Source organism: Tenacibaculum pelagium, assembly GCF_014062345.1.
In the GTDB taxonomy this organism is placed as follows: Bacteria; Bacteroidota; Bacteroidia; order Flavobacteriales; family Flavobacteriaceae; genus Polaribacter; species Polaribacter pelagius.
The window spans coordinates 1,021,877-1,035,046 of the sequence record NZ_JACGLS010000001.1 but is presented as its reverse complement, the minus strand read 5'-3'; the positions used below and the strand labels follow the sequence as shown (position 1 = coordinate 1,035,046).

At 30.4% G+C, this 13,170-nt stretch carries 12 protein-coding genes; 4 read left to right on the top strand and 8 right to left on the bottom strand.

The annotated features are described in order from the left end of the window. Positions 1–1,055: tyrosine-type recombinase/integrase (locus H3Z83_RS04965; RefSeq protein ID WP_182124353.1), on the bottom strand; the 1,055-nt coding region annotated here is incomplete at its 3' end. Between the two features lie 473 nt (positions 1,056–1,528). On the opposite strand from H3Z83_RS04965, the gene H3Z83_RS04960 reads away from it, so the two are divergent. Together H3Z83_RS04960 and H3Z83_RS04955 are read left to right on the top strand one after the other, a co-directional pair. Further along, positions 1,529–1,975, top strand: coding sequence for a protein-disulfide reductase DsbD domain-containing protein (locus H3Z83_RS04960; RefSeq protein WP_182124352.1), 447 nt, complete (start codon positions 1,529–1,531; stop codon positions 1,973–1,975). Between the two features lie 21 nt (positions 1,976–1,996). After that, a complete protein-coding gene (locus tag H3Z83_RS04955; RefSeq protein WP_182124351.1) occupies positions 1,997–3,967 on the top strand; it encodes a protein-disulfide reductase DsbD family protein in 1,971 nt (656 codons plus the stop codon). Between the two features lie 39 nt (positions 3,968–4,006). Here H3Z83_RS04955 and H3Z83_RS04950 read toward each other — a convergent pair whose 3' ends face one another. The 4 genes from H3Z83_RS04950 to H3Z83_RS04935 all read right to left on the bottom strand — a co-directional run bounded on the left by H3Z83_RS04950 (position 4,007) and on the right by H3Z83_RS04935 (position 8,926). Beyond that, the gene (locus H3Z83_RS04950; RefSeq protein WP_182124350.1) at positions 4,007–5,254 is read right to left on the bottom strand and encodes an NAD(P)/FAD-dependent oxidoreductase; all 1,248 of its coding nucleotides are present in this window, start codon (positions 5,252–5,254) and stop codon (positions 4,007–4,009) included. 1 nt (position 5,255) lies between these two features. Then, positions 5,256–6,263, bottom strand: coding sequence for a 4-hydroxyproline epimerase (locus H3Z83_RS04945; RefSeq protein WP_182124349.1), 1,008 nt, complete (start codon positions 6,261–6,263; stop codon positions 5,256–5,258). Between the two features lie 153 nt (positions 6,264–6,416). Further along, positions 6,417–8,006, bottom strand: a complete 1,590-nt coding sequence (locus H3Z83_RS04940) for an aldehyde dehydrogenase (NADP(+)) (protein ID WP_182124348.1) — start codon at positions 8,004–8,006, stop codon at positions 6,417–6,419. A gap of 5 nt (positions 8,007–8,011) precedes the next feature. Beyond that, on the bottom strand, positions 8,012–8,926 hold the full coding sequence (locus H3Z83_RS04935) for a dihydrodipicolinate synthase family protein (RefSeq protein ID WP_182124347.1): 915 nt from the start codon (positions 8,924–8,926) through the stop codon (positions 8,012–8,014). Between the two features lie 142 nt (positions 8,927–9,068). On the opposite strand from H3Z83_RS04935, the gene H3Z83_RS04930 reads away from it, so the two are divergent. Both H3Z83_RS04930 and H3Z83_RS04925 read left to right on the top strand, forming a co-directional pair. Next, positions 9,069–9,908 (top strand): AraC family transcriptional regulator, encoded by an 840-nt coding sequence (locus H3Z83_RS04930; RefSeq protein ID WP_182124346.1) that lies wholly within the window; start codon positions 9,069–9,071, stop codon positions 9,906–9,908. 99 nt (positions 9,909–10,007) lie between these two features. After that, entirely contained in the window at positions 10,008–10,964 is a 957-nt protein-coding gene (locus H3Z83_RS04925; RefSeq protein ID WP_182124345.1) for a PorP/SprF family type IX secretion system membrane protein, read from the top strand. Here the strand turns inward: H3Z83_RS04925 and murI are convergent. From murI to H3Z83_RS04910, 3 genes are all read right to left on the bottom strand, one after another. Next, positions 10,961–11,755 carry a glutamate racemase gene (murI, locus tag H3Z83_RS04920; RefSeq protein WP_182124344.1) on the bottom strand — a complete coding sequence of 265 codons (795 nt, stop codon included), beginning with the start codon at positions 11,753–11,755 and terminating at the stop codon, positions 10,961–10,963. The genes H3Z83_RS04925 and murI overlap by 4 nt on opposite strands. A 64-nt stretch (positions 11,756–11,819) precedes the next feature. Further along, positions 11,820–12,329, bottom strand: a complete 510-nt coding sequence (locus H3Z83_RS04915) for an OmpH family outer membrane protein (RefSeq protein ID WP_182124343.1) — start codon at positions 12,327–12,329, stop codon at positions 11,820–11,822. 37 nt (positions 12,330–12,366) lie between these two features. Beyond that, positions 12,367–13,161 carry an OmpH family outer membrane protein gene (locus tag H3Z83_RS04910; RefSeq protein WP_182124342.1) on the bottom strand — a complete coding sequence of 265 codons (795 nt, stop codon included), beginning with the start codon at positions 13,159–13,161 and terminating at the stop codon, positions 12,367–12,369. Positions 13,162–13,170: the final 9 nt, after the last annotated feature.

Genomic DNA, 13,170 nt, shown 5'->3' with positions numbered 1-13,170 from the left:
CTTTTTACATGAGTGTAAATCATTGTGGTTTCAGGTTTTGCATGACCTAGTAAAGATTGTATATATCTTATGTCAACACCGTTTTCTAATAAATGAGTAGCATAACTATGTCTTAGTGTATGTGGTGTAACGGTTTTGTTAATATGAGCTTTTTTGCAGCTTCTTCTTAAAAATTGTCTAATACTTTCAGTGCTATATTTTCCTCCTTTTTGCCCTTCAACGAAATAAATAGAAGGTTTAAAAGTATTATAGTAATTAGACAGAAGTGGTAAAAAACTCTCAGCTAAACTTACATACCGATCTTTTCTTCCTTTTCCATTTTTTATAATTAGCTGTTTTCTTTCAATATGGAAGTCGACTAATTTCAAATTTACTAATTCACTTACCCTTAATCCGCAAGAATAAATTAAAGATATAATAGCGCGGTGTTTTAAATTTTGAGTGCATCGAATAATATTTAAAACTTCTTCTTGTGATAAAACATTTGGAAGTTTGCGTGACTTTTTAGGTCTTTCTAATTTTAGATTATTAATTTTTGTATATGGGTAAAAGTTTATGAAAATTTTTAAAGCACTTATAAATTGTCTTTGCGAACTAATAGAATAATTTCGTTCAATAAAAACCTTTTCAATAAGAATTTCAACATCTCTGTTTGTGAGATTTTCTAAAGATACTTTTGTATAGAAATTTACGAAATCTGCAATAAAAAAAGTATAAGTCTGTATTGTACTTCGACTATATCTTTTTCCTTTTAAATAGAGATAAAAATTGTTTAGCAGTTTCCTTTGCTCATCTGTTAAATTCCTCTTAAAAGCATTTTTTCTTGATAATTTACTTTGGTCAATAGTTGCTTTATTTTTAAAAGTGTTAAGAATTAAATTTAAATTATCTAGTGTGTCTTTTATATACCAAGATTTTAATGAAGAACTCCAATTTACATTTGGAATTTTTCTTATTAGATTGATTAAATTTTCATTGTATTTAAACTTAACCAATAATTGATGAACTTTTCTATGATTTTTTTGTTCTAGTAAAATTAGAGGCAATTCTTTCATCTTCTATATAACTTAATTTTATATAAATATAATTATTTTTAATTATAACTATTTGTATTTTAGTTAGTTATTGGTGCTTTGAAAATGCGTTGTTTTTACTTGGTGTTTTTATATTTAAAATATAAAGAGATGTATTTTCATTGCAGGTTGAAATGAAAATACATTAAAAATACTTATTGCGTAATGTAGAAAATGGTTAAATTTACATCAGAATATATGTTTAATTTACCGTAAACGGTTTCGTAAACAGTTTTATAAAAAAAATAAGTGTAAAGAGCGTGAAAAGAGGTATTCCTTCGAACTCATAACCCGAAGGTCACTGGTTCGAGTCCAGTTCCCGCTACTAGAAAAGAGTAATCAGAAATGATTACTCTTTTTTTTGCGAATAATCTTAAATGTTAATTTTTTTATTGAATAGGGGTTTTAAAAGATAAACATCTTATTTTTACAGATTAAATATTAATATATTAATAATGAGAAAAGTACTTCTTTTTTTAGCATTAGCTATTTCATACGTTTCTAATGCTCAGGTACATGATCCTGTAAAGTGGAAAACTTCAGTAAAAAAAATATCAGATAAAGAAAGTGTATTAATAGCTACAGCTAATATTGAAGCCGATTGGCATTTATATTCGCAAGAGATTCCTAAAGGAGGTCCAATTCCTACGTTATTTAGTTTCACCGGAGATCAACGTTATCTAAAAAAAGGTAACACTAAAGAAGGAGAAGGGCATACAGTTGACGATGATATGTTTGATATGCGTATTAAATATTTTGATAATAAAGCTGTATTTACCCAAAAAATTAGATTAAAAACTACTGAAAAATTTACGATAAACGGAACCGTAGAGTATATGGTTTGTTCTGGAGAAAATTGTTTGCCTCCCAAAGAAGTTGAATTAACTTTTAAAGTAAATTAAATTCCTCAATATATTTTTTAAATGAAAAAAGTTCTTACAATATTATTCTGCTTAACTATTGTTGTTAGCGGATTTGGACAAATATATAATCCAATTCAGTGGGAAACGAAAGTAGAAAAAGTTTCAGAAACTAAGTACAAGTTAATAAGTGTTGCTAAAATAAAAGATAGCTGGCATTTATACTCTCAAGAAGTTCCTAAAGGAGGTCCAATTCCTACTACTTTTACTTATGATGATGGAGGTAAAATAAAGTTAATAGGAAACACAAAAGAGCCAAAAGGGGAAATAAAATTCACAAAGCTTTTTAGTGATGAAGGAATGAGCATAAAATCATTTGCTCATACAGCGGAATTTATTCAAGAAGTAGAATTGATGGATGCTGAGGTTAAAGAAATTAATGCTTTTGTTGAGTTTATTGCTTGTACTGATGAGCAATGCTTACCGCCAAAAGAAATAGATTTAGTTTTTAACTTAGATAAAGCTGCTTTAAAAGGGAGTAAAAATGTTGCCTCAAATAAACCTTCTTCAAAAGATAAAAAAGGATTATTAAGTATTTTTATAATTGCTTTTTTATCAGGTTTTGCAGCTTTGTTAACTCCATGTGTGTTTCCAATGATTCCAATGACGGTTAGCTTTTTTACAAAACAAAGTAAAAGTAAATCAAAAGGAGTTAAGAATGCTATTATTTATGGATTGTCAATTATTGCAATTTATGTTATTCTAGGAGTTGTGGTTACAAGGCTTTCTGAACATGGAGCGGGAGCTTTAAACGCATTGTCAACTAGCGCGTGGTTTAATATAGCTTTTTTTGTAGTTTTAGTAGTTTTTGCAGTATCCTTTTTAGGGGCTTTCGAGATAACATTACCAAGTTCTTGGGCAACAAAAGTAGATGCTCAAGCTGATAAAGGAGGATTGATTGGAATTTTCTTTATGGCGTTGGCGTTGGCAATTGTTTCGTTTTCATGTACAGGGCCAATAGTTGGAACTTTATTAGTTGAAGCAGCATCAAAAGGTGGTATTGCTCCTGTTATTGGTATGTTAGGTTTTTCATCAGCAATAGCATTACCATTTGCATTATTTGCAGCCTTCCCCGGTTGGTTAAACTCGTTACCTAAGTCAGGTGGTTGGTTAAATACAGTTAAAGTAGTATTAGGGTTTTTGGAACTGGCTTTAGCGTTTAAGTTCTTGTCAAATGCAGATTTAGTTTTTCAATTACATTTATTAGAAAGAGAAGTATTTATAGCTATTTGGATTGCCATTTTTGGTGCTTTAGCATTTTACTTATTCGGAAAAATACAATTACCGCACGATAGTCCACAAAGTCATATTTCAGTTGGTAGATTAAGTTTAGGTTTATTAGTTTTATCATTCACTATTTATATGATTCCTGGTTTATGGGGAGCGCCATTAAATTTAATTAGTGCTTTCCCACCACCACAACATTATAGCGAGTCACCTTACGGAGTTGGTTTTACAAAACAAGCTACGGTAAGTGTTAATAATCAACAAAATGATGATCACGGCGGATTGCCAGAAGGAGCACATTTAATGCCTCCACATGATATTATGGCATTTAATGATTACGATAAAGGATTAGCTTATGCTAAGAAAGTTGACAAGCCTGTTATGATCGATTTTACAGGGCATGCTTGTGTGAATTGCCGTAAAATGGAACAAAATGTTTGGGTAAAACCTAAAGTTTTAGACGTTTTAAAAAACAAAGTAGTATTGATTTCTCTTTATGTAGATGACAAACGACCTTTAGAAGAGAATGAAGTTGTAGATTCTAAGTTAAATCCAGGAAAGAAGCTAAAGTATATAGGTCAAAAATGGAGTGAATTACAAACCATTAAGTATAAAGCAAATTCTCAACCATTTTATGTGTTGATGAATCACGATGAATCTAATTTAATAGATCCAGTGGCATATACACCCGATGTAGATGAATATTATAATTGGCTAGAAAAAGGGATAGCAAATTATAAAAAGTAAATAAAAAAACACTTTAGAATTTTCTAAAGTGTTTTTTATTTAACGAAATCTTTCAGGAATAAAAGGAGCTAAGTTCAAACTAGTTTTTTCATCAGAAATAATTTCTGAAACTAGTTTTCCAGTTGCAGGTCCTAAACTCCATCCCATCATTGCATGACCAGTTGCTACGGTAACATTTTTAACTTTAGATAAGCGCCCAATATATGGTAAGCCGTCAGGAGAACAAGGTCGTAAACCACAATCGGCATTGTCAATGTCTTCTTGTTTTATTTTTAAGCCAGAATAATATTGTTCACCAGCATTGGCTATCGTTTTTACACGTGTTGGGTTTATCTTATGATTAATTCCACCTATTTCCATGGTTCCTGCAAATCGAGTAAAACCATTCATGGGAGTAACGGCAACTTTTGCTTCCATTAAAATTGCAGGAATTGTAATTCCTGTTTCTTCTTTTACATTAATTCGATAACCTTTACCAGCTTGTACAGGAATGTTTGTTTGTAATTTTTTAGCTAAATCTTGTGTCCAAGAACCAGTAGCTAAAACATATTCATCAGCTAGTAACGTTTGCTTGTTTGTTGTAATTGAACCAACTTTGTCATCTGAAATATTAATATCTAAAACCTCTTCATTTAATAAAAAAGTAACTCCGTTTTTTTCTAAATGTAATTTTAATTGTGGAATAAATTCATTCGGAGTCATATGTGCATCTGAATGATAGTACACAGCTCCTTTAATGTCTAAGTTACTATTAGGTTCTAGTTTTTGAACTTCTTCTTTGGTTAAGTTTTCAACTTTTAGCCCTTCTTTAATGGCTTGTTTTCCCACATTCCATTCTTCTTCACCTGCTTTATCAGTTTTATAGTACATTAATAAACCCTTGTTTTGATAAAAGAAATCAAAGTCATTAGAAGCTTTTATATTTTCGTATAATTCTTTACTGAATAAATTAATGTCTTTAATAATCGGAACTGATTGCTGTACTTTTTTATGAGTAGAAGCTTTTTTAAAAAGTAAAGACCATTTAAAAAAATCAAGGTCTAATCGCGGTTTTATCGATAAAGGGCTAGATGAGCTAAGCATCCATTTAATGCCTTTATTAATCATGCCAGGAGCAGCTAAAGAAATAATATGACTAGGTGTAATAATACCTGCATTTACATGAGAAGCCCCAGATGAAAAATCAGATTTATCAATAACTGTTACCTCATGCCCAGCTTTTTGTAAATAATAAGCTGAAGATAAACCTATAATTCCGCCGCCAATAATTACTACTTTTTTACTCATTTTATATTACTTGAAATCCATGTGCGTATGGATCGTCTTGGTCATCAATGATTATATTGTTGTATCCGTATACTTTAGCCCAACCTTGTATACTTGGAATAATGGCAGGCTTTCCTGCTAAAGTTGTTTCTTTTTCTACTCGACCAATAAACTTGCTTCCAATAAAACTTTCATGAATAAATTCTTCATTTGTCTTAAGTTTCCCTTTAGCATGTAATTGGGCTAACCTTGCTGAGGTTCCGGTTCCACAAGGACTTCTGTCAATAGCTTTATCACCATAAAAAACTGCATTTCTTCCTGAAGAAGTCGGGTCTAAAGGATTACCTGTCCAAAGCATGTGAGTAACATCTCTAATGGTATCATTTTCTGGATGAATAAACATATCAGGATATTTTTTATTGATACGATCTCTTACTACTTGAGAATATTGAATAATTTTTGAAGCTGTAAAATCATGTATTCCAGAGAAATTCTTTTGAGGATCTACAATTGCATAATAGTTTCCGCCATAAGCAACATCAAAATTAATTTCACCTAATTCAGGGCAATCTACAGTTAGGTTTTCAGCAGCTAAATAACTTTTAACATTGGTTAGTCTAACCCAATTTACTTTTTTTTTGGTTTGTTGATATTCTATTTCAACTAAACCAGCAGGAGCTTCCATTTTAATTTTACCAGGAATTTTTGGAGTAACTAACCCTTCTTCAATAGCAATAGTAATGGTGCCTATTGTACCATGACCGCACATTGGTAAACAACCAGATGTTTCTATAAATAATATGGCAAAATCATTTTCAGGATTATGAGGAGGGAATAGGATAGAACCACTCATCATGTCATGACCTCGAGGCTCAAACATTAAGCCTTTGCGAATCCAATCGTATTCTTTTAAAAAGTATTGACGTTTTTCGCTCATGTTGGATCCAATTAGGTTAGGACCTCCACCAGCTACAACTCTAACTGGATTGCCACAAGTATGGGCGTCTATGCAAAAAAAAGTTTTCTTCATGCTAAATTGAATCGCCAGCTTGTTTTCTTTTTCAGAAAAAACCCTTCAAAATTTCTCTAATCGATAAAAACGAAGCCGGCTTTGTTTTCAATCCCTTTAGCAAAGCAAAATTACTATTTGTTTTTTCTACTTATCTAAAGAAATTCTTAAATTTTATGATGTTATTTCTTGTTTTGTAAAATTACCGTTAACTGAACGTGAAATTTGTAAAGGATTTTCATTTTTAAGTTCATCAGGTAATAAATTATTTGGCCAATCTTGATAACTAAAAGGTCGTATCCAGCGTTTAATTGAATTAACTCCAACAGCGGTAAATCTACTATCTGTAGATGCAGGATATGGACCTCCATGTACCATTGATGGGCAAACTTCAACGCCAGTTGGCACTCCGTTAAAAATAATTCTACCAACTCTATTTTGTAAAGCAGCGACTACTGATGGATATTCAGAAACTTCGTTATCGTCAGAAATTATAGTTCCAGTTAATTGACCTTCTAATTCTGAAATAATTTGTTCTAATTGCTTAATGTTTTCACATTTTACAACCATAGAGAAAGGTCCAAATACTTCTTGATGTAGTGTTGTGTTTTCTAAAAAAGTTTTTCCTTCTACAGTTGTTATTATTTGTGTCGCATAGTTCGATTGTACTTCATTCTCATAACCTCCGACTACAATTAATCCACTTTGATTAATTGCTTTTTCTTTGTTGGTTTCATAGGCTGCTACAATATTAGGATGTAGCATGCAAGAAGGATTTATTTTAACAATTTTATTTGCTAAAGCATTTGTGAAATTTGTTAAATCATTTCCTTTAATACCTAAAATTAATCCAGGGTTAGTACAGAATTGTCCAGTTCCTAAAGCTATAGATCTAGCATATGTATTTGCCAAATCTTCTGACCTATTCTTTAAAGCTTGAGGTAACATAATTACAGGGTTTACACTCCCCATTTCCGCAAAGACAGGAATTGGTTCTTCGCGTTTTGCTGCTAAATCTAATAAAGCTCTACCACCACGGATACTTCCTGTAAATCCAACAGCTTTAACTTCTGGATGAGAAACTAATTGTTGACCAACTTCTATTCCGCTAGAATTTAAATTTGAAAAAACACCATTTGGCATTCCAGTTTTTTCGGCAGCATTAATAATTGCAGATGCTACTAATTCTCCTGTACCTGCATGCATAGGATGCGATTTAACAATTACTGGGCATCCTGCGGCAAATGCAGCAGCAGTATCACCACCAGCAGTAGAATAGGCTAATGGAAAATTACTTGCCCCGAAAACAACTATTGGTCCTAAAGGAATATTCATTTTTCTAATATCAGATTTAGGTAAAGGTTCTCTATTTGGAATTGCTGTATCAATTGTTGCATCTACCCAAGAACCTTCGGCCACTAAATCAGCAAAAGAACGGAGTTGATACACCGTTCTTCCTCTTTCTCCCCTTGCGCGTCCCTCTGGTAAACCAGTTTCAGAACAATATGTTTGAATAAGTAGTTCATCTAAAGCTAAAATTTCATCAGCAATTGTATTTAAAAATAATGCTTTTTGTTTTCCTGAAATAGTTCGGAATTCTTTAAAAGCTTTTGAGGCTAAAGAAACTGCTTCGTTAATTTCTTCTTGAGTTGCCTCAGTAAATACTGTTTCATTTTCCTGATTTAATTCAGGATTAAATGTTTTATAGGTTTTATTTCCTTGTGCTAATGTTTTATTGTCAATGTAGTTTTTTCCTGTAAGCATATATTCTACAAATTTTTATAATCGGGTAAAGTAGGTCTGTTTTTTAAGCCAGTTTCAATTACGTTTAGAACATGTTTGCGTTCTTCGCCTATTAAAGGAAGGCGAGGAGCACGAACATTTTCTGTTCCAATACCTGTAGCAACTTCAGCTAACTTAATATTTTGTACTAATTTAGAATTAATATCTAATTCTAACAATGGTAAAAACCAACGATATATTTCTAAAGCTTCTTTAATTTTTCCAGCTTTTTGTAATTCATAGATAGCGACAGTTTCTTTTGGGAAGGCACAAACTAAACCAGCGATCCATCCATCTGCACCCATTAATAAGCTTTCTAAGGCTAAGGTGTCTACTCCAGTCATTATCTTTAATCGATCTCCAAAATTATTTTTGATTCTTGTCACATTAGATATATCTCTAGTAGATTCTTTTACAGCTTCTATATTATCACATTTTAATAATTCATCAAACATATCTAATGTAACTTCAATTTTATAATCAACAGGATTGTTATATACCATTATAGGTAAAGATGTATTGTTAGCCACAGCTTTAAAATATTCAACCGTTTCTCTATTTCCAGCTTTATATCTCATTGGTGGTAACATCATTAACCCTTTAGCACCATCTTCTTCTGCTTTTTGAGCAGCATTTACAGCTCCTTTGGTAGTTTGCTCAGCAATATTCATTAATACAGGCACTTTGCCTTTAACAATATTTACAGTTGTTTGTGTTAATGTTCTTTTTTCTTCATCTAATAAAGTACTTGCTTCTCCTAAAGTTCCTCCTAATACAATACCATGCACTCCAGCTTCTAATTGTGCTTGAATATTTACTTCAAACATATTTAAGTCCAAAGTGTCATTATTAGAAAATTTTGTTGTTACTGCAGGCATTACACCTTTCCAATTTATACTCATTCTGTTTTTTTGATACAAAATTAGAATTGATAATTGATTGTTTGTTATTGTAATCTATCTTGAGTTAATATTATTTTACCTTGTTTTACTTATTTTATGTTTTAATGTGTAAATATTCTATAGTTTAGCTAAAAAAATATCAATGAAAGTTTTACCGTTTGAAATACCTAAAACAAAAAATTTAGGGCTAATTTATCAAGAGGATAGAGGAGCATTTTTTTATGATAAGCTACATCAACATGAAGAAATACAACTATGTTATGTTGTAAAAGGTGAAGGAACTTTGATAGTAGGAGATACAATAAGTGAATATAAGTCAAATGATATAATTGCTATCGGTGGTAATCAAGCACATGTTTTTAAAAGTGATGCTTCAGTAATTAAAGAATCGTTTATGATTTCACTTTTTTTTACTAAATCATCTTTTGGTGAAGACTTTTTTGAGTTAGATGACTTTAAAGAATTAATTATTTTTTTTAACAGTATCAAGAGTAGTTTTAAGGTTTTGAATAACAAGGATAAGTTGAGAAAGCACTTTTTAAAATTAAAAAAAAGTAGGGATTTAGATAAGTTTATTGTTTTTATAAAGATGCTGAGGTTAATTTCTAGCTCTGATATTAAATCTCTTTCATCTTTTATTTATGAAAAAAAGTACACTGATAATGAAGGGAAAAGAATGAGAGATGTTATGGATTATACTTTGAATAACTTTAGTACAAAAATAGAATTGTATGATATAGCAGAGGTTGCAAATATGACATCAAATGCATTTTGTAGATATTTTAAGCAGCGAACTAATAAAACATACTTTACATTTTTAAATGAATTGAGAGTTGAGAAAGCATGTAAATTATTATTAAATAAAGATTATTCAATAATTGAAGTTTCAGAAAAATCTGGATTTAAAAATATTTCTAATTTTAATAGAAAATTCAAAGAATTGAAAAAGAAAACACCTTCAGCTTATAGATTAAATCGATAATATGTTAAAATGATAAATAACAAACATACTTTTTTAAAAATTAACAAGTTTTCTTACAGCTCTTGGTTATATTTGACGGCTATTTGTCAAATTCAGCATATGAAAAGAATTATAACAATACTGTTTCTTGTATTTGTTTCTAATATTTCCGCTCAGGAAACGTTACCTATATATGCAGATTATCTATCTGATAACGTTTATTTATTGCATCCAGCTGCAGCTGGAATAGGTAATTGTGGTAAAATACGTTTAACCGTGGGTAAATATTGGAATGATAATGAGTTGCAAACTGCAAGCTTTCATACAAGGATAGGTGAGTATTCTAATACTGCTGTAGGAGCTATTTTTTTTAATGATAAAAATGGGTATCATGCACAAAAGGGTTTTCAAGGTACATATGCTTATCATTTAAATTTAGGAAATGAGAATTTATTTAAGCAATTGTCATTTGGACTATCTATGGCTATGGTTCAGAACGAAGTAGATCAACGTACATTTATTAATGATCCTGTTGTTAGCCAAGTTGTTGAAAGTGATTTTTATTTCAATGCAGATGTAGGTATGGCGTATCATTATAAAGGTATATCTTCATATTTTACTGTGAAAAACATTTTACTGTCAGCAAAGAATAATTTGAATTCAAATTTTGAATCTTTAAATCTTAGAAATTATATCTTAGGAGGAGGTTATTTCTTTGGAGATAAAGAAAAATTACAATTTGAACCTTCTTTTATGTTTCAATTCAAAGAACAAACAGGAGAGAAAATAGGAGATTTAAATTTTAAGGTATATAAGAATTTGGATAACGCTCAGTTATGGGCAACTCTATCTTATAGAAGAACTTTTGATAGTAGTGTTTTTGGTGAGGCAGAATATATTACACCAATTTTAGGTGTGAATTATAAAAACTTCATGTTTGCCTATACATATACAGAACAGAATAGTGATGTTGTATTTATAAGTGGAGGTTTTCACCAAATATCTTTTGGTGTAAATGTTCTGTGCAGAAAGCGTAGAGCTTCAGCCTGCCCAAATATTAATGGAACTTTATTTTAAAAATCTAAATAGATAATATTTACTTTTTGATATTCTTTTAAAATGTCATTTAGAATATTTTTTTCTTTATTGATGTAGAACGTATTTTTTATTAATTTTTTAGACGTGTTTAATAGATTTTTATTGTCTAAAATAGACTTTGTTTGCTTAGCAACAGCAGCACCAGAATCAATTATTTTTATATCACTACCAATAATTTCTCTTATTTGAGGAACTAAATATGGATAATGTGTACATCCTAATACAATATAATCGCATTTTTTTGATATCATTGGAGATAGGTATTCTTCTAGTAATTGATTCATTTTAGAAGAATACATTTTGCCATTTTCTATAAGTTCTACTAATTCTTCACCAATTTGTTCTATAATCTTAACATCGTTATTGATGTTTGCTGAAGTTTTTTCAAACAAGCTACTGTTCAATGTCCCTTTGGTTGCAAGAATACCAATAACACCAGTTTTAGTTTGTATAGAGGCAGGTTTTATAGCTGGCTCAATACCTATGAATGGGATATTATAATTAGCTCTTAAATATTCAATAGCATTGGTTGTAGCTGTGTTACAAGCAACAACAATGACTTTACAACCTTGATTAATTAAAAACTCGGTATTTTTAACTGATAATTGAATGATATCTTCTTTTGTTTTTTGACCATAAGGGGCATTTTTACTATCGGATAAATAAATAGTATTTTCATTTGGTAAAAGTGTGTTAATCTCTTTCCAAATTGAAGTGCCTCCAATTCCAGAGTCAAAAATTCCAATAGGTTGTTGAGGTTCAGTATTCATAGTATAACAAAAATAAAAATCCTGCTGAATTCAGCAGGATTTTTAGAATATATTTTAAGTTTTATTAAAAACCTAATTTAGTCTTTACAGCATTGTAAATATCTTCTCCTTTATCGTAAACGATTAATCCTTTACCAGGAGCAGCATCTAATACATAGATAATTCCTTTTTCAGCAGCAACAGCTTTAATAGCATCTTCAGCTTTCTTTAAAATAGGAAGAGTTTTCTCTTGATATTTTTTTTGCATATCTTGACCAGCTGCTTGTTCAGCTTGAGCAATTAATTGTCTTTCTTGATTTACTTCAACAGCTCTTTTTTGGTTCACTTCTTGAGTTTGGCTTTTCCCTTCAGCTTCATATTTTTTCATTTTAGCTTGTAGTTTTTTTACCATAGCCTCAATATCATCACGGTAAGTTTTATTAAGCTTTTCTAACTCAGCTTTCATAGATTTAGTTGCAGGCATTTCAGCTAATAATTTATCTGTGTTAATATGTGCAACTTTTTGAGCACTCGCTACACCACCTAATCCAATCGTGAAAATTGCAACTAATAATAACGTTTTAAAATGTTTCATCTTTAATTTAATTTAATTTGTATTCTCTATTCTTGATTTATTTGTTTTCTGCTTCTTTTTTCTTTTTCGCCTCTTCCTGAGCTTTTTTTAGAGCAGCTTTCTTTTCTAATAATAACTTTCTCTTTGCAGCTCTTTCTTTTAATCTAGCTTGTCTTTTTTCTTCTATTTGTTTTATTTTAGCTAGTCTATCAGCTTCTTTTTTATTTTTTAAATCTTCTTTTCTTTTAATTCTAGCTTTTTGCTCATCACTTAATCCTTCATTTTTAAGTAATTCCTTTTTTGCTGCTATTTTATCTTTTTTCTCTTGTTTTCTTTGATCAATATTGATCATTTTTACAATAAGGTCGCTAATATCGTGTTTTTTGTTAGAATATAGCATAACCAACTCGCTAGATTTATCAAAAACAAAATCGTATTTTTTTCTTGCAGCTATTGTTTGTACAGCACTGTATACTTGATCTTGAACAGGTTGTATTAATTGTTTTCTTAAATTATACATGTCACCACTAGGACCAAAGTAAAGAGATTCTAACCTGCGTAAAGATTCTTGTTTAATCAAGATGTCTTCTTCACGTTCATCAACTAAATCTTTTGTTAAAATCGCTTTTTCATTAATCAGATCAGTTTTCAATACTTCGATAGCACGAGCTTCTTTATCTAATTTGGTCTTCCATTTTTCAACCTTAGCATCTAATGAATTTTGTGCTTCTAAATATTGAGGTATATTTTGAAGGATATATTCCATGTCGATATAAGCAATGCGTTGTGTTTTTTGCGCGACAACAATACTACTAATAAGTAAAAGAACGATTGATAAAATGTTTTTTTTCATCTTGTATAA

Coding starts and splice junctions, on each gene's coding strand:
- H3Z83_RS04925 (WP_182124345.1), top strand. CDS start 10,008: ATGAAAAGAATTATAACAATACTGTTTCTTGTATTTGTTTCTAATATT.
- H3Z83_RS04945 (WP_182124349.1), bottom strand. CDS start 6,263: ATGAAGAAAACTTTTTTTTGCATAGACGCCCATACTTGTGGCAATCCA.
- H3Z83_RS04955 (WP_182124351.1), top strand. CDS start 1,997: ATGAAAAAAGTTCTTACAATATTATTCTGCTTAACTATTGTTGTTAGC.
- H3Z83_RS04960 (WP_182124352.1), top strand. CDS start 1,529: ATGAGAAAAGTACTTCTTTTTTTAGCATTAGCTATTTCATACGTTTCT.
- H3Z83_RS04940 (WP_182124348.1), bottom strand. CDS start 8,006: ATGCTTACAGGAAAAAACTACATTGACAATAAAACATTAGCACAAGGA.
- H3Z83_RS04930 (WP_182124346.1), top strand. CDS start 9,069: ATGAAAGTTTTACCGTTTGAAATACCTAAAACAAAAAATTTAGGGCTA.
- H3Z83_RS04910 (WP_182124342.1), bottom strand. CDS start 13,161: ATGAAAAAAAACATTTTATCAATCGTTCTTTTACTTATTAGTAGTATT.
- murI (WP_182124344.1), bottom strand. CDS start 11,755: ATGAATACTGAACCTCAACAACCTATTGGAATTTTTGACTCTGGAATT.
- H3Z83_RS04935 (WP_182124347.1), bottom strand. CDS start 8,926: ATGAGTATAAATTGGAAAGGTGTAATGCCTGCAGTAACAACAAAATTT.
- H3Z83_RS04915 (WP_182124343.1), bottom strand. CDS start 12,329: ATGAAACATTTTAAAACGTTATTATTAGTTGCAATTTTCACGATTGGA.
- H3Z83_RS04950 (WP_182124350.1), bottom strand. CDS start 5,254: ATGAGTAAAAAAGTAGTAATTATTGGCGGCGGAATTATAGGTTTATCT.